The sequence below is a fragment of the Allobosea sp. GW821-FHT12C12 genome, from assembly GCF_058807355.1.
Genome location: NZ_JBXAQP010000009.1, coordinates 104,242 through 123,291 on the forward strand (window position 1 = coordinate 104,242; position 19,050 = coordinate 123,291).

Annotated in this window: 14 protein-coding genes; 8 read left to right on the forward strand and 6 right to left on the reverse strand. The window is 68.7% G+C overall.

Translation table 11 applies throughout. From position 1 onward, the window contains the following. Positions 1-49: 49 nt before the first annotated feature. The 3 genes from AC1RRW_RS14445 (at position 50) to AC1RRW_RS14455 (ending at position 4,173) form a co-directional block, all read left to right on the forward strand. Positions 50-1,462 (forward strand): sensor histidine kinase, encoded by a 1,413-nt coding sequence (locus tag AC1RRW_RS14445; RefSeq protein WP_492901466.1) that lies wholly within the window; start codon positions 50-52, stop codon positions 1,460-1,462. 8 nt (positions 1,463-1,470) lie between these two features. Further along, complete coding sequence (locus AC1RRW_RS14450; protein WP_492901467.1) at positions 1,471-3,366, forward strand: putative bifunctional diguanylate cyclase/phosphodiesterase; 1,896 nt, start codon at positions 1,471-1,473, stop codon at positions 3,364-3,366. 111 nt (positions 3,367-3,477) lie between these two features. After that, a complete protein-coding gene (locus AC1RRW_RS14455; RefSeq protein WP_492901468.1) occupies positions 3,478-4,173 on the forward strand; it encodes an OmpW/AlkL family protein in 696 nt (231 codons plus the stop codon). Here AC1RRW_RS14455 and AC1RRW_RS14460 read toward each other — a convergent pair. The 6 genes from AC1RRW_RS14460 to AC1RRW_RS14485 all read right to left on the reverse strand — a co-directional run bounded on the left by AC1RRW_RS14460 (position 4,161) and on the right by AC1RRW_RS14485 (position 10,407). Next, positions 4,161-4,445 (reverse strand): hypothetical protein, encoded by a 285-nt coding sequence (locus AC1RRW_RS14460; RefSeq protein ID WP_492901469.1) that lies wholly within the window; start codon positions 4,443-4,445, stop codon positions 4,161-4,163. The genes AC1RRW_RS14455 and AC1RRW_RS14460 overlap by 13 nt on opposite strands. A gap of 24 nt (positions 4,446-4,469) precedes the next feature. Continuing rightward, on the reverse strand, positions 4,470-5,672 hold the full coding sequence (locus AC1RRW_RS14465) for a geranylgeranyl diphosphate reductase (protein WP_492901470.1): 1,203 nt from the start codon (positions 5,670-5,672) through the stop codon (positions 4,470-4,472). 5 nt (positions 5,673-5,677) lie between these two features. After that, positions 5,678-7,015 (reverse strand): BCD family MFS transporter, encoded by a 1,338-nt coding sequence (locus tag AC1RRW_RS14470; protein ID WP_492901471.1) that lies wholly within the window; start codon positions 7,013-7,015, stop codon positions 5,678-5,680. Further along, on the reverse strand, positions 7,015-7,935 hold the full coding sequence (gene chlG, locus AC1RRW_RS14475) for a chlorophyll synthase ChlG (RefSeq protein ID WP_492901472.1): 921 nt from the start codon (positions 7,933-7,935) through the stop codon (positions 7,015-7,017). The genes AC1RRW_RS14470 and chlG overlap by 1 nt, the downstream gene beginning before the upstream one ends. Before the next feature lie 93 nt (positions 7,936-8,028). Further along, positions 8,029-9,483 carry a transcriptional regulator PpsR gene (gene ppsR, locus AC1RRW_RS14480; protein ID WP_492901473.1) on the reverse strand — a complete coding sequence of 485 codons (1,455 nt, stop codon included), beginning with the start codon at positions 9,481-9,483 and terminating at the stop codon, positions 8,029-8,031. Between the two features lie 75 nt (positions 9,484-9,558). Continuing rightward, positions 9,559-10,407, reverse strand: a complete 849-nt coding sequence (locus tag AC1RRW_RS14485) for a cobalamin B12-binding domain-containing protein (RefSeq protein ID WP_492901474.1) — start codon at positions 10,405-10,407, stop codon at positions 9,559-9,561. A gap of 515 nt (positions 10,408-10,922) precedes the next feature. Here AC1RRW_RS14485 and bchF point away from each other — a divergent pair. Genes bchF through bchL form a run of 5 tightly spaced genes read left to right on the forward strand, consistent with a single transcriptional unit; the run spans position 10,923 to position 19,050 of the window. After that, positions 10,923-11,441 carry a 2-vinyl bacteriochlorophyllide hydratase gene (bchF, locus tag AC1RRW_RS14490; protein ID WP_492901475.1) on the forward strand — a complete coding sequence of 173 codons (519 nt, stop codon included), beginning with the start codon at positions 10,923-10,925 and terminating at the stop codon, positions 11,439-11,441. Beyond that, positions 11,438-12,727 (forward strand): ferredoxin:protochlorophyllide reductase (ATP-dependent) subunit N, encoded by a 1,290-nt coding sequence (locus AC1RRW_RS14495; protein ID WP_492901476.1) that lies wholly within the window; start codon positions 11,438-11,440, stop codon positions 12,725-12,727. The genes bchF and AC1RRW_RS14495 overlap by 4 nt, the downstream gene beginning before the upstream one ends. A gap of 2 nt (positions 12,728-12,729) precedes the next feature. After that, entirely contained in the window at positions 12,730-14,406 is a 1,677-nt protein-coding gene (gene bchB / locus AC1RRW_RS14500; protein WP_492901477.1) for a ferredoxin:protochlorophyllide reductase (ATP-dependent) subunit B, read from the forward strand. After that, a complete protein-coding gene (locus AC1RRW_RS14505; RefSeq protein WP_492901478.1) occupies positions 14,381-18,130 on the forward strand; it encodes a magnesium chelatase subunit H in 3,750 nt (1,249 codons plus the stop codon). The genes bchB and AC1RRW_RS14505 overlap by 26 nt, the downstream gene beginning before the upstream one ends. Further along, complete coding sequence (gene bchL, locus AC1RRW_RS14510; protein ID WP_492901479.1) at positions 18,127-19,050, forward strand: ferredoxin:protochlorophyllide reductase (ATP-dependent) iron-sulfur ATP-binding protein; 924 nt, start codon at positions 18,127-18,129, stop codon at positions 19,048-19,050. The genes AC1RRW_RS14505 and bchL overlap by 4 nt, the downstream gene beginning before the upstream one ends.

The following is a 19,050-nucleotide window of genomic DNA, read 5'->3' on the forward strand; positions in this document are numbered from 1 at the left end:
ATCTTTGCCGGCGAGGATTGGTCGAAGACCGTCCGAACGAGACATGTGAATGAACCGGCTGATCACCTTCATCGACTGGTTCGTCCCCGAAGCGTCGAAGTTCGAGCGTTCGGAACTCAGCCTGGCGCGGAATTTCGTCTTCACCCATCTGTTCGGGCCGCTGCTGTCGCAGTCGATCGCGTTGTTCCTCTATCTGACGGATCCGGCGCCGGGCTTCGCCTGCTGGACGATCATCATCTGCACCTGGCTGTTCTGGCTGCTGCCTTTCGTCCTGAAATACACGCGCAACCTGCAGCTTTCGGCGCTGATCTCGGTCGAGCTGCTCGCCTTCACGGCGCTGTTCGGCGCGTTCCACTATGGCGGCGTCTCCTCGCCGTTCCTGCCCTGGCTGATCGTCAGCCTGCTGCTCGGCTTCTTCTATCTCTCGGACAAGCCGCTGCTGGTGATCGTGCTGTTCGCGCTCAACATCGTCAGCTTCTATCTCGCCTACGGGCTTTACGGCTTCCCGCAGCTCGTGCCGCTGTCGCAGCTCGAGCCGGTCGGCTGGATCTCGATCCTGTCGGCGACGATCTACATGTCGTGGATGGCGATCTACTACGCCAACATCATCTCGATGCGCTCGGACATCGAGCGCGAGACCGAGCGCCATCGCGCGACCGCGATCCGGCTGCGCCAGACCAAGGAGCGGGCCGACGCGGCCAACCGCTCCAAGTCGATCTTCCTCGCCAAGATGAGCCATGAGCTGCGCACCCCGCTCAACGCCGTGATCGGCTACAGCGAGATCCTGCTCGAGACCTTCGAGCCCAATGGCAAGAACGAGAACAAGCGCGCCGATCTGGCCCGCATCAACGCGGCCGGCAAGCATCTGCTCGCGCTCGTCGCCGACGTGCTCGACCTGTCGAAGATCGAATCCAACAGCATCGAGCTGAAGGTCGAGAGCTTCGATCTGGCGGAATTCACCCGCGACGTCGTCACCACGACGCAGCGGCTGGCGGCCGAGAAGGGCAATGCGCTGACATTGAACTGCATCGGCAGCCTCGGCACGGTCTCGACCGACGCGACCAAGCTGCGCCAGGTCGTGCTCAACCTGATCAGCAACGCGGCCAAGTTCACCGAGGGCGGCACGATCGGGCTGACCGTGCGCCGCGACCGCAAGGGCGCCGCCGACTGGATCGAGATCCAGGTCCGCGACACCGGAATCGGCATCACGCAGGAGCAGCTCCAGCGCCTGTTCCAGAACTTCGGCCAGGCCACGGCCGGCACCGCCGGCAAATATGGCGGAACCGGGCTGGGTCTCGCGATCAGCCAGAAGCTCTGCGCCCTGATGGGCGGCGGCATCAGCGTCACCAGCGATCCCGGGCGCGGCTCCTGCTTCAGCGTCCGCGTCCTGGCCGATCTCTCTCCCGAGGAGACGGCCGCCGAGGCGCCGGCCGCCCCTCTTTCCTTCGCTCCCGCCGTCTGAGGCAAATCATGGTTTCTCTCATGGGCAGCGCCGGCGAGACCGCGTCCGCCGCCTCGATCCATCCGGACCTGCCGCCGCCTGCCGCCGCCGTGCTGCCGAGTCTGTTGATCGTCGACGACATCGCCGACAACCGGACGATCCTGGCGCGCCGTTTCCAGCGGCGCGGTTTCGAGATCGTCGAGGCATCGGGTGGCCGGGAAGCGCTGGAGTTCGTCGCGTCGCGGCAATTCGACACGATTTTGCTCGACGTGATGATGCCGGAGATGGACGGCACCGAGGTGCTGCGCCGCATCCGCGAGACGCATTCGGCCAGCGCCCTGCCGGTGATCATGGTCACGGCCAAGAGCCAGAGCGAGGACATCGTTTCGGCGCTGGCGCTCGGCGCGAACGACTACGTCACCAAGCCGGTCGAATTCGATGTCGCGCTGGCGCGCGTCACCAGCCAGATCGAACGCAAGCGCGCGGAGGCGCAGGCGCGCCACAGCGCCGAGCGCCTTCGCCTGCTCAACGAGGAACTCGAGGCCCGCGTCAGCGAGCGCACCGCCAGGCTCGTCGCGGCAAACCAGCAGCTCGAGCACGAGATCGTCCAGCGCCACGAGATCGAGGCGCGCAACGCCTATCTGGCCCGCCACGACATCCTGACGGGCCTTGGCAACCGGCTGATGCTGCGCGAATGTCTCGCCGGCGCGCTGTCTGAAAGCGCCGCCGGAGCCGCCGACCGGACTTGCGTCCTGTTCATCGATCTGGACGGCTTCAAGAGCGTCAACGATGCCTTCGGGCATGGTTTTGGCGACGCTTTGCTGAAGACGGTCGCCGAGCGACTGCGGGAGGAATCGGGGCCGGGCGACCATGTCGTGCGCCTGGGCGGCGACGAATTCGCCGTGCTGACGCGCTCAGAGGGCGACATCGGACCCGCCTCGCGCCTCGCCGGCCGCATCATCGAGGCCTTGAGCGCGCCGGTCATGCTGGATGGTCATGCGGTCCATGTCGGCGCGAGCATAGGCCTGGCGCTGGCCGGGGTCGACGGCCAGAGTTGCGAGGAGCTGATGAAGGCCGCCGACATGGCGCTCTACCGCGCCAAGTCCGAAGGCCGCGGCGTCTGGCGCGTCTTCGACCCGGCCATGGACGCCTGCGCGCAGGCGCGGCGCCTGCTCGAAGTCGATCTGCGCAACGCGCTCAGCGAAGGCGAGCTCGCGCTGTTCTACCAGCCGCTGGTCGATGTGAAGAGCCAGGCCATCACCGGCTTCGAGGCGCTGATGCGCTGGCGCCATCCCGAGCGCGGCTATGTCTCGCCGGCCGAGTTCATCCCCGTGGCCGAGGATCTCGGCCTGATCGTGCCGCTCGGCGAATGGGCGCTGCGCGAGGCTTGCAGGGAGGCGGTCAAATGGCCGGCGGGCATCAAGATCGCCGTCAACCTCTCGCCGATCCAGTTCCAGCGCGGCAATCTCGTGCCGGCCGTGATCGGCGCGCTGGCGGCGTCGGGGCTCGCGCCTCAGCGGCTCGAACTGGAGATCACCGAATCGGTCATGCTCGACAAATCCGCGCAGAACCTCGACACGCTCAAGGCCTTGCGCCAGATCGGCGTCCGGATCGCGATGGACGATTTCGGCACCGGCTATTCGAGCCTGGGCTATCTGCGCAGCTTTCCGTTCGACAAGATCAAGATCGACCAGTCCTTCATCCGCGACCTCGGCAACGGCACGGAGAGTCAGGCGATCGTCGATGCGATCGCGGGGCTCGGCGCCAGCTTCGGCATCACCACGACCGCCGAGGGCGTCGAGACCCAGGCCCAGCTCGATCGTTTGAGCGGCAATGGCTGCAACGAGGTCCAGGGCCGACTCTTCAGCATGCCGGTTCCGGCCGACGAGGTGCCGGGGCTGCTGACGGCATATCCCGGAGGTTGAGCGCCGCGTCCGGCGCTCGCCTCCTAACCCTTTTCGATTAATCAGTTTTTAAGGTTAACGCGCAAAACTCGAGCTTGGGAATCGCTGTGATTCCGACGCTTCGGGTCAGACATGATCAGCTTTCGATCTGCCATCCTCGGTTCCCTCTGCGCCTGCGCAGGCCTTGCCGGCGCGAACGCGGCCGATCTTGGCGTCCGCAAGAGCTACGAGCCCCTGCCGCCGGCGGAATTCGACCTCAAGCGCTTCTACATCCATGCCGGGCTGGCCGGTCTGCTCTATTCCGAAGGCGCGAAGATGCGCGCTGCCGGCACGCCGATCCCGGGAGCCGATATCCGCATCCCCGATTCGCTGACCTTCGCGATCGAAGCCGGTTACTTTTTCTCCCCCAATTTCGCGCTCGGTTTCGCCGGCGGCTTCCCGCCGCTGGCCAAGGTCGAGGCCAAGGGCTCGATCAACGGTCTCGGCACGCTCGGCAAGGTCGCGGGCGGGCCGACCGCGCTGACGGCTCAGTATCACTTCACCGGCATGGGCAATTTCCAGCCCTATATCGGCGTCGGCCCCAGCCTGATGGTCATCTTCAGGGACCAGGACGGCGTCGTCACCGGCCTGAAGACCGACAATGCGCTCGGCGTCGCCGGCCAGATCGGCTTCAACTACATGTTCAACGAAAACTGGGGCGTCTTCTTCGACGCGAAGAAGGTCTATCTGCGGGCGAAGACCGCCGGCAATCTCGGCCCGGCGCCGATCCGGGCGACCGTGACGCTCGATCCGCTGGTGTTGCACACCGGCGTGACCTACCGCTTCTGAACGTCGTCGCGCCCCCGGCGCATCCGCAAGGCGAGATCGAGCGCATGGGCGAGGCCGCCCAGCGTCAGCCCGGCGAGCACGGCGGCGCCGGAGCCGCCCGAGAGCGCGGCGCGTAACGCCGCCAGCAGCCCGAGCCCGGCGAGCGCGATCAGCGCGATGTCCCGAAGCGGCAGCCCGTGCCGGCTACGCGTCGCGAACAGCGTCGAAGCCTCGACGACCAGCACCGCGATCGCCAGATCGACGGCATGCAGGACGAGCGCCGGCGCGATCATCGGTTCGCGCCGCTCAAAGCACGCTCACGTCCGCGCCACGCCGAGCAGATGGCCGAGATCGTTGAAGAAGACCCGGACATGGGCCATGAACTTGCCGCGCACCAGCGCCTTGTTCATGTAGGAATCCCAGGTCAGCTTCTGCACGTCGGGGTCCTTGCAGATCGCGACGAACTGCTCGCGGCGCTTGTCGTTGCGGTACCAGACCCATTGCAGCAGGCCCAGAATCCAGAAGACCCGGCCGTGGTCGGCCATGAAGCGCTTGCGCGCCGTGGCGAGCGCCCGCGCTTCGCCGGTCGCCAGCGCCCGGTCGACCGCCTCGCCGGCGAGCCTGCCGCACAGCATGGCGTAGTAGATGCCCTCGCCGGAGGCGGGCGCGACCACGCCGGCCGCATCGCCGGCCAGAATGACATCGCGGCCATTGTCCCATTTCTTCAGGGGTTTCATCGGGATCGGCGCACCTTCGCACCGGATCGTCTGGGCATTGTCGAGCCCTGTATCGCTGCGCAGCCGCGCCACCGCGTCCTTGAGCGAAAAACCTTTATGGGCGCTGCCGGTGCCGATGCTGGCCGTCTCGCCATGCGGAAAGACCCAGCCGTAGAAGTCCGGCGAGACCCGACCCTGATAGATCACGTCGCAACGTCTCGAATCGTACCGGGCGCCGCCTTGCGCCGGCGCGCGGACGATCTCGTGATAGGCGAAGACGAAGGGCGGACGCTTCGCCGCCGGCATCGCGGCCCGCGCCAGGTTGGAGATCGCGCCGTCGGCGCCGATCACCATGCGGGCGCGCAAGGTGGAGAGCGCCTCCTCGCCCTTCGCCCGGTAGTGCAGCCGCGCCGTGCCGTCCGCGTCCCGGCTGAACTCCTCGAAGGTGCCGGTGATCCTCGTCACGCCGCTCTCGGCCGCGCGCTCGCGCAGCCACTCGTCGAAATGCTCCCGGTCGACCATGCCGACATAGCCGTCCTCGATCGGCATATCGACGCCGATGCGCGAGGGCGCAACCATCCGCGCCGAGGTGATGCGCGCCACGATCTGCGAGGGCGGGATCGCGAAATCGCGGATCGCGCGGGGCGGGATCGCGCCGCCGCAGGGCTTGATCCGCCCCGCGCGGTCGATCATGGCGACGCTGCGGCCGGCCTTGGCGAGGTCGGTCGCGGCGGTCGCGCCGGACGGGCCGCCGCCGACCACGACGACGTCCCAGATCGGCTCCTGCTGCGAGATGGCGTTCATCGGCGTCATCCTGGGCTTGGTCTGGGGCTGAGGTCGAGCGTGCGGGGCGCGGCCTGCCGCTCCCGCATGGCGGCCTGCCGCGAGACCGCGACGGCCAGGCCGGCCGAGACGAGGAAGAGCGCGGCCTCGGCCGTGAACACGGCGGCGTAAGCCGAGACCGGGGACGACATGATCTGTCGGGCGAGGTCGGTCGCGCCCGCGCCGATCAGCCCGCCGAGGCCGAAGGCGACGCCCTGCGCCGCGCCCCACAGTCCCATCCGGACGCCCTGCCTGTCGGCGCGTCCCTCGCCGACGAGGCGCATCATCGAGCCGATCGCCGCGACCGCATAGGCGCCGTTGGCGACGCCGAGGCCGAACACGATCGCCCGCAGCGGGAAGCCTGCGCCGATGAAGGCGGAGACGGAGAGCCCGGCGAGCGCGACGGCCGAGGCGATGCAGCCGCCGACGGCCCAGAGCCTGAGCGATTGCGCCTTCGCGCCGGCGAAGGTCGTCACCAGCGCGACCAGCACCATTCCGGCAAGCACGCCGCCATTCTGCACGCCGGCGAGCTTGGTGCTCTCGCCCGGCGTATAGCCGAAGACGGTGCCGGCGAAGGGCTCGAGGATCAGATCCTGCGCGCTGTAGGCGATCATCGAGACGAAGACGAAGATCGCGAAGAGCCTGGCCTGCGGCTCGGCCCAGACCTCGGCGAGCGCCGTTCTGAACGAGGTGTCCGGCGCGGCCTCGCTTCGGGCCCCGGTCCTCACCTCGTCCTCGACGCCATGGACCGCGAGCAGCGTCACCAGCATGGCGAGCGCGCTGACCGCGCCGGTGACCGCGACGAGGCGCGCCGTCGAGAACGGATCGAGGAAATGGCCGGCGGTCGCGGCGGTGACGATGAAGCCCGCGATCATCATCACCCAGACCACGGTCGCCGCCGCCGGACGGCGTTCGTCGGCGACGCGGCGCGACAGCAGCACGAGCAGACAGGTGCCGCTGGCGCCGACGCCCATGCCGATCATCAGGAAGGACAGCGCCGCCAGCGCCACGCCCGGCCAGAACAGGGTTTCCATCAGCGCGACGCCGAGCGCCGCCCCGAAGCCGCCGAGCGCGAGCGTCGCCATGCCGCCGAGGATCCAGGGCGTCAGCCGGCCGCCGACATCCGAGCCGTGGCCCCAGCGCGGCCGCAGCACCTGCACGGCATAGTGCAGCGCGACCAGAAGCCCCGGCAGGATCGCGGGTAGGGCGAGCTCGACCACCATCACCCGGTTGATCGTCGATGTTGTCAGCACGACGATCGCGCCGAGCGCGGTCTGCACGAGGCCGAGCCTGACGATGCCGAGCCAGCCCAGCGCGGGTTTCATCACGCGCCCCCGACCAGAAGGCCGCGAATGGCGAATGCGGCGGCGAGCATGCCGAGCACATAGAGCGTCGTGCCGGTGGCGTTGTACCAGGCGGCGCGCTCGCGCGGCGCCTTCAGCAGCCTCGCCATCAGTCCGAGCTGTGCGAGCAGGAGAAGCGCGACGATTCCCGCATGGATCGGCTGGTTCCAGGACCAGAGCAGCGCGAGGACGACGAGTTGCGGCAACGCCATCACCCAGCAGGCGAGCTTTGCCGCGCGATCGACGCCGAGCTGGACGGGCAGCGACTTCAGCTTCATCACCCGGTCGCCCTCGACCGATTTGAAGTCGTTCAGCGTCATGATGCCATGCGCGCCGATGCCGTAGAGCAGAGCGACCGCGAGGATCCGCCCGTCCGGCACGCCGCCGATCAGCGCGGCCGCGCCGGTGAACCAGGGCAGGCTCTCATAGCACAGCCCGCAGGCGGCGTTGCCGAACCAGCCGTTCTGCTTCAGCCGCAGCGGCGGGGCGCTGTAGACCCAGGCCAGCGCGAGTCCGACGCAGGCCGCGACGAAGACGGCGACGCCGAGCAGGGCGGCGACGGCGAGCGAGACCGCCGTCCAGGCGATGGCGATATGGAGCCCCCACCGGCCGGGAATGCGGCCGGACGGGATCGGCCGGTTCGGCTCGTTGATCGCATCGACATGGCGGTCGTACCAGTCGTTCGCCGCCTGGCTGGTGCCGCAGACCAGCGGGCCGGCCAGCAGGATGCCCAGGATGATCGCGGGGACATGGGCGGAGAGCGGCTGTCCCGACGAGACCACGCCGCAGCCATAGGCCCACATCGGGGCGAACCAGGTGATTGGTTTCAGCAGTTCGAGCGCCGCGGCCGGCGATGGGCGCGAGGGGCTGACGATCGGGCCGGGGACGATGACGTGCGTCATGCCCGAAGGCTAACGCGCGGGACGGAAAAGCGTCAACTCAAATTGACATAATGGAGCGGATAGAATGTCAGGTCAGGATGACGATTCTGGTCGTCAGTTCAGCTCACCCGCATCGTCGTCGTCGAGATCGCCGAGACCGTAGCGACGCAGCTTGGCGTAGAAGCTCTGCCGGCTCAGGCCGAGCATCTGCGCGGCCGAGGCGCGGTTGTCCTTGCTCAGCTCGAGCGCGGCCTCGATGCAGAGCTTCTCGATGACGTCCGTGGTCTCGCGCACCAGATCCTTCAGCGAGACCCGGCCGACGAGCTCGGTCAGATGCTCGACCGAGCGCGGCAGCGAGCGGCCGCGGTGGCCTTCCAGCGCCGTGCGCACGCCGAGGCTGCGGACGACGAAGCCATAGGACGGCGCCTCGCCGCTCAGGGCCGGAACCGCCGAAAGCTCGACCTCCTCGACGCTGCCGAATTCGCCGCGGATGATCGTGGTGAAATTCCGCACGACGCCATGCTCGGTCAGGGTGACCATCAGCAGCGGCAGGTCGATGCCCGGCCGCCCGAGCCAGCGCTCCAGCGGCTGGCCGAGCGCCTGCTGCTTCGTCGCCTGCTGGGTCAGGTCGAGGAAGGCGCGGTTGGCTTCCAGAACCTTGAAATCGGGGCCGATCACGACGAAGCCGTCGGGGAATTTCTCGAGCACGCCGAGCACGCGGCCGGCGACCTGGTCGTCGCCCCCGCGTCCGCCATCGGCCTGCAGCGGCGTCAGCCGGACAAGCAGATAGGATGCGTTGTCCTGCCGGAAGGCCGAGGCCGAGGCCCGGAAGCGACGCCCGCTTTCGGCCGGCGCGACCTCGATGTCCTCCGCCCTGCCGGCCGCCTGCGCGGTGCGCAGCATCTGTTGCAGGGGCTCGGCGCTGTCCGGCGCCAGGCAGGACACGAGCGCGATCGCGTGGAGCCTGTCATGAGCGAGCGTCAGTTCGCGCTGCGCGGCGGGATTGGCCTCGACGATCTTGAGGCTGACGGCATCGACGATCACCACCGGCTCGGAGGCGAGGTGGAACAGCATGCGGTAGCGCGTCTCGGCCAGGCGCAGCCGGGCATATTCGCGCTCCATCGCCTGCTGCGCCTCGACGAGACGCTGCTGCAGATTGGAATAGTTGCGCAGGTCGCGCCCGAGCGCGACGACCGTGCCGTCCTCACCGATCTGCATCGCCGAATAGCGCACCGCGACGTCGGGTCCGCTGACGGAGGGATGGTTGATCTCGCGGAACCGCACGGCGGTTTCGTTGCCGGCATTGGCCAGCAGGTCCTCGACCTTTGGCCTGCTTTCGACCGTGACGATGTCGACCCAGCGCTGGCCGATCCAGGATTGATGCCCCTCGCGGCGCAGTTCGTCGGTTCCCAGCGAGATGTCGCGGACCACGCCGCCGCGGTCGACGACCAGCGCGATGTCGCTAGCGGCCGTGATCAGGCTGCCGGCGATATCGGGCGCGAGCCTGCCGAGCCAGCCGGACTGGCCCGTGAAGCCGCGGGTCGGCGTCTGGGGCTGGAAGACGTTCATGGCGGCGAAGGCCCGGTTCCTGACTTGTGGCGGCCTGCGAGCGAGGCGATAGGCAGATAAGGGTGTGCAAGGTCTTCAACAAGAAATCTTTTTGCCTTCGAGCAGTCCCTCGATGCGGTCGATGGCTTCCGCGGCGTCGCGTGCGCCGAAATCGGCGCCGAGCGACGCGGCCAGTTCCGGTTCGCACGAGAACAGATTGCCGCCGAGCATGATCCGGATTCCCTTGTTCAGGGCGTTGTCGCGCACGGCCTTGACGACCGAGGCGATGCCGGCCGAGGCGACCTCGCCGCTCGCCGACAGGCCGACCGCGTCGAACCACTCGGTCCGGACCTGTTCGAGCAGGATCGCCTTGGACGGCAGGAACTCGGACTGGACGTGCCAGCCGGCGCGGCGAAAGAACTCCTCGACGACGGCGAGTCCGAAAGTGTGCTGCTCGCCCGGCACGACCGCGAGCAGGAGCCGGCGTCCGCTGCCCTGCCGCGCCGGTTCGGCCTCGAAGGCCGGCCCGTAGATCCGCAGCAGCTGCTGCAGCCGGGACAGGCCGAGAGTCACGTCGACGAAGCTGCAGCGGTCCTGCTCCCACATCACCCCGAGATGGCGCGCCGTCGCCGAGAGCACGTCGGTGATCACCGCCTCCGCCGACATGCCGCCGGCGCGCAGCGAGTCGAGATGGGCGCGGGCGGCGTGCAGGGGCTGCCGGACGATCATCTCGGAGAAGACGACGACATCCTGGTCGGAGACGATGATCGGCGTCAGGTCGGGCGTCCGCGGCGCCGGGCGCGTCGCGGCCGTGGCGCGGTGGGCCAGCATCAGCCGCGGAATGATCTCGGTCTCGATCGTGCGGGCGAGATCCCCGCGCAATTCCGGCGGGGGAGCGGCGTCCTCGCTCGGGCACCAGAGCGGCCCCTTCAAGCCTGGAAACACGCCCGTCTCGTCCTGGAATAGCGCTGGCGCCGTGAAAACCCCGCGTGCTGAACCCGGCATAAGGTCACCTCCCATGGGCGGGCGACCTTCCAGCGCAGGCGCTCTGACGGCCCTGTCATTCGGCGATTGCAGGATGGCGACCGACGATCCGGAAGGCTGTTCCTCTCGACCTAGTGAAGGAGAGTGAAGCATGCCAAAGGCCCCTCGGCAATCGTGAGGTTCGCGCTTTTTAGCCGGACATCAGGCGTTTGCCCGCAATCTTGCAGATCATTCCAGTGAAAAGGCGGTCGGCTCAGGCCAGACGAAAGCGCCGCCGCGAACCGGGCGTTGGCGTGCCGCGCCCGCATCGGCGGCGCAGGATCGCGAGCCTACTCCGATTCTCCGGACTGTCCAGTCTTTATGACATCTCTAGGGAAATCGGTGTCAATCAGAGTTGACACATATGCGGGGCCGCGCCAATCTCGCCTGACAAGCGCCGTCGCCCCCGCGGCGGCGTGACGGACTGGAGACGTCCGATGCCAGCTCGGACTGCGCGACCCGGCGGACCGGCGCTCTACACGGCGGATCAACGCCTGCGGCGTGACGCCTCGCGCTGGACGCTGGTGCAGGGCGTCCTCGCCCCGCTGCAGTTCCTGGTCTTCCTCGTCAGCCTGGCGCTGGTCTTGCGCTATCTCGCGACCGGCGTGGGCTATGGGGCCGCGACGCTCTCGATCATCCTCAAGACGCTGGTGCTCTACACGATCATGGTCACCGGCGCGCTCTGGGAGCGCGACGTCTTTGGCCAGTATCTCTTCGCCGCGCCCTTCTTCTGGGAGGACGTCGTCTCCTTCGTCGTGATCGCGCTGCACAGCTACTATCTCTACGCGATCCTGGCCGGGGCGCTGGGGCCGCGCGAACAGATGCTCGTCGCGCTCGCGGCCTATGCCGTCTACGTCGTCAACGCGGCGCAATTCCTGCTGAAGCTGCGCGCGGCCCGCATGCAGGCCGCCACTTCCTCGTCGCGCCAGTCCGGCGGGCTGGAGTTGGCGTCGTGAACGCGCCGCTGCTCGCCCGGGCCGTCACCGCGCAGGGCTGCGACGCCCCGCCGGTCCTGCGCGAGCGCGGCCAGCGCGAGGTCTTCTGCGGCCTGACCGGGATCATGTGGCTGCACCGCAAGATCCAGGACGCCTTCTTCCTGATCGTCGGCTCGCGCACCTGCGCCCATCTGATGCAGTCGGCCGCCGGCGTGATGATCTTCGCCGAGCCGCGCTTCGCCACCGCGATCATCGAGGAGAAGGATCTCGCCGGCTTGGCCGACGCCAATGCCGAGCTCGACGCGGTCGTCACCCGGCTGCTGGAGCGCCGGCCCGACATCAAGCTGCTCTTCCTCGTCGGCTCCTGCCCGTCCGAGGTGATCAAGCTCGATCTGTCGCGCGCCGCGCTCAGGCTCGGCCAGCGCTTCGCCCCGCGGGTCCGGGTGCTGAACTATTCCGGCAGCGGCATCGAGACGACCTTCACGCAAGGCGAGGACGCCTGCCTGACCGCGCTGGTGCCGACGCTGCCGGCCGAGCCTGCGGGGGAGGACAGGTCCCTGCTCGTCGTGGGCGTGCTGGCCGATGCCGTCGAGGACCAGTTCCGCCGCCTGTTCAGGGCGATGGGCATCGAACGCGTCGCCTTCCTGCCGGCCCGCCGGGCCGGCGATATGCCGGCGGTCGGCCCGGACGCCAGCTACCTCCTCGTCCAGCCCTTCCTCGGCGAGACGGCGCGCGCGCTCGAAAATCGCGGCGCGACGCGGCTGGCCGCGCCGTTCCCGCTCGGCGCGGAAGGCACGACCGGCTGGCTCCGGGCCGCGGCCGACGAATTCGGCGTGTCGGAGGAACGCTTCGAGGCCGTCATCGCCGCGCCCCGCGAGCGCGCCGACCGGGCGCTGGAGCATTCCCGCGCCGCGCTCAAGGGCCGGCGCATCTTCTTCTTCCCCGACAGCCAGCTCGAGATCCCGATCGCGCGCTTCCTCAATCGCGAACTCGGCATGGAGCTGGTCGAGGTCGGCACGCCCTATCTGCACAAGGACCATCTCGCCGCGGACCTCGCGCTGTTGCCGGCGGGCGTCCAGCTCAGCGAGGGCCAGGACGTCGACCGCCAGCTCGACCGCTGCCTCGCGGCCGCGCCCGACATCACCGTCTGCGGCTTGGGCCTCGCCAATCCGCTGGAGGATCGCGGGCTTACGACGAAATGGGCGATCGAGCTCGTCTTCACGCCGATCCAGGGTTTCGAGCAGGCCGGCGATCTCGCCGAACTGTTCGCGCGGCCCCTGAATCGTCGCGCGGCGCTGGAGGTGTAGCGATGCACCTCACCGTCTGGACCTATGAAGGCCCCCCGCATGTCGGCGCGATGCGCGTCGCCACCGCGATGACGGACGTCCATTACGTCCTGCACGCTCCGCAGGGCGACACCTATGCCGACCTGCTCTTCACCATGATCGAGCGGCGCGGAAAGCGCCCGCCCGTCACCTACACGACGTTCCAGGCGCGCGATCTCGGCGGCGATACCGCCGATCTGTTCCAGCGCGCGGCGCACGACGCCTTCGAGCGCTTCCGGCCGGCAGCCATGCTGGTCGGGGCCTCCTGCACCGGCGAGCTGATCCAGGACGATCCGGCGGGGCTGGCCCGCGCGCTCGGCTTGCCCGTCCCGGTCATTCCGCTGGAACTGCCCTCCTATCAGCGCAAGGAGAACTGGGGCGCGGCGGAAACCTTCTACCAGCTCGTGCGCAACCTCGCCGGCCCGCATATGCCGATGCCGGGCAGCCAGCGCCCGGCGCGCGACCCAGGCAAGCGCCCGAGCTGCAACATCCTCGGGCCCACAGCGCTCGGCTTCCGCCACCGCGACGATGTCCGCGCGGTGAAGGAGCTGCTGGCGAGCCTCGGCGTCGACGTCAACGTCACCGCGCCCTGGCGGGCCGGCGCCGCCGACATCGCAAGGCTCGGCCAGGCCGATTTCAACGTCGTGCTCTATCCCGAGATCGCAGGCCTCGCCGCGCAATGGCTGAAGCGTTCCTTCGGCCAGCCGATCGTCGCGACGGTGCCGATCGGCGTCGGCGCGACGCGCGACTTCATCACCGAGGTCGCTCGCCTCGCCGGCGTCGACGCGACCGCCGTGCTCGCCGACGAGACCTCGCGCCTGCCCTGGTATTCGCGCTCGGTCGACTCGACCTATCTCACGGGAAAACGCGTCTTCATCTTCGGCGACGCGACCCATGCCATCGCCGCCGCCCGCATCGCCAGCGAGGAGCTCGGCTTCAAGGTCGTGGGGCTCGGCGCCTATTCCCGCGAGCTCGCCCGCGACGTGCGCGAGGCGGCCGGCCGGCTCGGGCTCGAGGCGCTGATCACCGACGATTATCTCGAGGTCGAGGCGGCTTGCGCCGCGCTGCAGCCCGAGCTCGTGCTCGGCACGCAGATGGAGCGCCACATCGCCAAGCGCCTCGGCATCCCCTGCGCGGTCATCTCGGCCCCGGTCCATGTCCAGGATTTCCCGGCGCGCTACTCGCCGCAGATGGGTTTCGAGGGCGCCAACGTCATCTTCGACTCGTGGGTCCATCCGCTAATGATGGGGCTGGAAGAGCATCTGCTCGGCATGTTCCGCGACGATTTCGAGTTCCACGACGGAGCCGGGTCGTCGCATCTCGGCCATGGCGCCACCCCTGTCATTCCGGGGCTTCGCGAAGCGAGGAACCCGGAACCCACGACCGGGCTGAACCCTCCCGGCCGGCCGGTCGCAGACGCTCACCCGGTCGTGGGTTCCGGCTTCGCCCCTGACGGGCCGCCCCGGAATGACGATCTGGCGCTCGCCGACCGCCCGATCGTCCTGAGCTGGGCGCCCGACGCCGAGCTCGAACTCAAGAAGATCCCCTTCTTCGTCCGCGGCAAGGCGCGGCGCAACACGGAGGCCTACGCTGGCGAACGCGGAATAAGCCCGATCACGGTGGAGACGCTCTACGATGCCAAAGCCCATTTCGGCCGCTAGAGCAGGATGCGAAAAAGTGGGACCCGGTTTTTCGCGCCAATCCTGCTTCAAAGATGACGCGACCCCGATCCGGGTCGTGATCGTGACGCTCGACAGGCATCTGTCGAGCGCCGTCGATCGCGCGGCCGCGACGCTGCGCCGTGACCTGCCGGGCCTGCGCCTCTCGCTGCATGCCGCCGCCGAATGGGGCGAGAACCCCTCGTCGCTGGCCGAGGCCCGCGCCGATATCGAGCGCGCCGACATCGTCGTCGCCAACATGCTGTTCATGGACGACCACATCCAGATGATCGCGCCGACGCTCAGGGCTCGCCGCGAGGCCTGCGACGCCATGCTCTGCGCCATGTCGGCCGGCGAGGTGGTCAAGCTGACGAAGCTCGGCGGCTGGCGCATGGACGCGCCCGAGACCGGCATGATGGCGCTGCTGAAGCGCCTGCGCGGGGCGAAGAAGCCTGGCGGCAACGCCGGCGCGCAGCAGCTCGCCATGCTCAAGCGCCTGCCGCAGATCCTGCGCTTCATCCCCGGCAAGGCGCAGGATGTGCGCGCCTATTTCCTCGGCCTGCAATATTTCCTCTCCGGCTCCGAGGCCAACGTCGTCAACATGGTCCGGCTGCTGGTCGACCGCTATGCCGACGGCCCGCGCCGTGGTCTGCGCGGCACGGTCAAGGCGGCCGCGCCCGTCCATTACCCCGAGCTCGGCGTCTATCATCCGCGCCTGCCCGGCCGGATGTCGGAGCGTGCCGACGCATTGCCGAATCGGGCCGGCCAGGCGCGCGGCGTTGTCGGCGTGCTGGTGATGCGGTCCTATCTGCTGGCCGGCAACACCGCCCATTACGACGCCGTCATCGCCGCGCTCGAGGCGAAGGGCCTGAACGTCATCCCGGCCTTCTCCGGCGGCCTCGATGCGCGTCCGGCGGTCGAGGCCTTCTTCAAGCGCGATGGCCGTCCGGTCATCGACGCGCTGGTCTCCCTGACCGGCTTCTCGCTGGTCGGCGGCCCGGCCTACAACGACGCCTCGGCGGCCGACGCGATGCTGTCGGAGCTCGACGTGCCCTACATCGCCGCCCAGGCGATCGAGTTCCAGAGTCTGGAGCAGTGGAACGCCTCGGATCGCGGCCTGATGCCGGTCGAGGCGACGATGATGGTCGCGATCCCCGAGCTCGACGGCGCGACCGGGCCGATGGTCTTCGGCGGCCGCTCCGACAGCGAGACGGGCGAAGCCCGCGCCGACATGCGCCCCGACGTCGAGCGCGTCGCGATGCTGGCGGCGCGGGTGACGAAGCTCGTCGCGCTGCGCAGGACCGAACTGGCGCGGCGCAAGCTCGCGATCGTGCTGTTCAACTTCCCGCCGAACGCCGGCAACACGGGGACGGCGGCGTTCCTGGCCGTGTTCGAATCGCTGTTCAACACGCTGAAAGGGCTCGGCAGAGCCGGCTACAGCGTCGAGGTTCCGACCTCGGTCGATGCCTTGCGCGACGCCATACTGCACGGCAACGCCGCCCGCTTCGGCGCCGACGCCAACGTCCATGCGCGCATCAACGTCAACGACCATGTCCGGCGCGAGCGCCATCTCGCCGAGATCGAGGCGCAATGGGGGCCGGCGCCCGGCCGCCAGCAGAGCGACGGAACCGCGCTCTTCGTGCTCGGCCGCGAGTTCGGCAACGTCTTCGTCGGCATCCAGCCCGGCTTCGGCTACGAGGGCGATCCGATGCGTCTGCTCTTCGAGAAGGGCTTTGCGCCGACGCACGCCTTCTCGGCCTTCTACCGCTGGCTGCGCGAGGATTTCCGCGCCGACGCCGTGCTGCATTTCGGCACCCATGGCGCGCTCGAATTCATGCCCGGCAAGCAGGTGGGCCTGACCGCGCAATGCTGGCCCGACCGGCTGATCGGCGACCTGCCCAACATCTATCTCTACGCCGCCAACAACCCCTCCGAGGGCGCCATCGCCAAGCGCCGCTCGGCCGCGACGCTGGTCAGCTACATGACGCCGCCGGTCGCGAGCGCGGGGCTCTATCGCGGGTTGGTCGAGCTGAAAGCCTCGCTGGAGCGCTGGCGCCAGCCCGGCGCGGAGAACGAGTGCGCCGATCTCGCCGAACTGATCCAGGCGCAGGCCGCGGCGGTCGATCTCGCCGAGGCCGAGCCGGCCTGGGGCGATGATGCGGGCGCGGCCATCGCCGCGCTGACCAACGCCGTGCTCGAACTCGAATACACCCTGATCCCGCACGGGCTGCACGTGGTCGGCAACAAGCACACCGTCGCCGAGAAGGTCGACACGCTGCTGGCCGTCGCCGAGGCGTCGCATGGCCAGAAGCCCGCTCGCGACGCCGTCGAGGCGCTCGCGACGGGCGCCGCGACGGCGGCGGCGCTGGCGACAGACGCATCCCAGCTCGCCATGTTCGGCGAGCTTGCCCGCACCGGCGAGATGATCGACCGCGACAGCGAGATCGAGGGCCTGCTGACCGCGCTCGACGGCCGCTTCGTCAAGCCGGCGCCCGGCGGCGACCTGCTGCGCACCCCGGCGATCCTGCCGACCGGGCGCAATCTGCACGGCTTCGATCCGTTCCGCATTCCCTCGGCCTTCGCCATGAGCGACGGCGCCAGGCAGGCCGCCCGGCTGCTCGCCCGCCATGTCGAGGGCGGCAACGTTCTCCCGGCCTCGATCGCGATCGTGCTCTGGGGCACCGACAACCTGAAGAGCGAGGGCGGCCCGATCGCCCAGGCGCTGGCGCTGATGGGGGCGAAGCCGCGCTTCGACGGCTATGGCCGGCTCTGCGGCGCGGAGCTGGTCCCGCTGGAAGAACTCGGCCGCCCGCGCATCGACGTGGTGATGACGCTGTCGGGCATCTTTCGCGATCTGCTGCCGCTCCAGACCCGCCTCCTCGCGGAAGCGGCGCTTTTGGCGGCGCGGGCCGACGAGCCGGTCGAGCGGAACTATCTGCGCCGCAATGCGCTGGCCTACCAGGCCCAGCATGGCTGCGATCTGGAGACCGCCGCCTTGCGCGTCTTCTCCAATGCCGACGGCGCCTATGGCGCCAACGTCAACCACCTGGTCGAGAACAGCCGCTGGGACGACGAGGACGAGCTGGCCGAGACCTATCAGCGCCGCAAGAGCTTCGCCTATGGCGTCTCGGGCCGGCCGGTGCAGCAGAAGGAGCTTCTGGGCACCATCTTCGCCGGCGTCGAGCTGGCTTACCAGAACCTCGAATCGGTCGAACTCGGCGTCACCACGATCGACCAGTATTTCGATACGCTCGGCGGCATCTCGCGCGCGGTCAAGCGTGCCGGCGGCTCCCCGGTCCCGGTCTATATCGGTGACCAGACGCGCGGCGAGGGCGCGGTGCGGACGCTTTCCGAACAGGTCTCGCTCGAAACCCGCACCCGCATGCTCAACCCGAAATGGTATGAGGGCATGCTCAAGCACGGCTATGAGGGCGTGCGCCAGATCGAGCACCACGTCGCCAACACAATGGGCTGGTCAGCCACCACCGGCGCGGTCCAGCCCTGGGTCTTCCAGCAGACGGCGCAGACCTTCCTGCTCGATCCGGTGATGCGCGAGCGCCTCGCCGCGCTGAACCCGACCGCGTCGGCAAAGCTGGCGAACCGTCTGATCGAGGCGCAGCAGCGCAAATACTGGCAGCCCGACGAGGCGACGCTGAATGCGTTGCGGCTTGCCGGAGAGGAGCTGGAAGACCGGCTCGAAGGCATCGGCGTGGAGGCCGCGGCATGACGACCCTTTTCCAGCATCCCGGCCTGCCGAACTATGCGCGCAAGGCGCCGCCTCCGGGCGAGGACGGCGAAGGCTCGGTCCAGGTCCGGCTCGACCAGCTCATGGGCGTCGAGAGCACGAAAGTCTTCGCCGTCTACGGCAAGGGCGGCATCGGCAAGTCGACGACCTCGTCGAACCTCTCGGTCGCCTTCTCGAAGATGGGCAAGCGCGTCCTGCAGATCGGCTGCGATCCCAAGCACGATTCGACCTTCACCCTGACCAAGAAGCTGATGCCGACGGTCATCGACGTGCTGGAGACGGTGAACTTCCATTCCGAGGAGCTGCGCGTCGAGGATTTCTGCTTCGAGGGCTACAACGGCGTGATGTGCGTCGAGGCCGGCGGGCCGCCGGCCGGCACCGGCTGCGGCGGCTATGTCGTCGGCCAGACGGTGAAGCTGCTGAAAGAGCATCACCTGCTCGAGGACACGGACGTGGTGATCTTCGACGTGCTCGGCGACGTGGTCTGCGGCGGCTTCGCCGCCCCGCTCCAGCATGCCGAGCGCGCGGTCATCGTCACGGCCAACGATTTCGACTCGATCTTCGCGATGAACCGCATCGTCGCGGCGATCAGGGCGAAGTCGAAGAACTACGAGGTCCGCGTCGGCGGCGTCATCGCCAACCGCTCGGCCGGCACCGACGAGATCGACCGCTTCAACGCCGCGACCGGGCTGAAGCGCCTCGCCCATTTCCCCGATCTCGACGCCATCCGCCGCTCGCGGCTGAAGAAGGCGACCCTGTTCGAGATGGGCGACGCGCCCGAGGTGCTCGCCGTCCAGCGCGAATACCTCAACCTCGCCGAGCAACTCTGGGCCGGCGGGCCCGCGCTCGACGCGCGGCCGATGAAGGACCGCGAGATCTTCGATTTCCTGGGCTACGAGTGA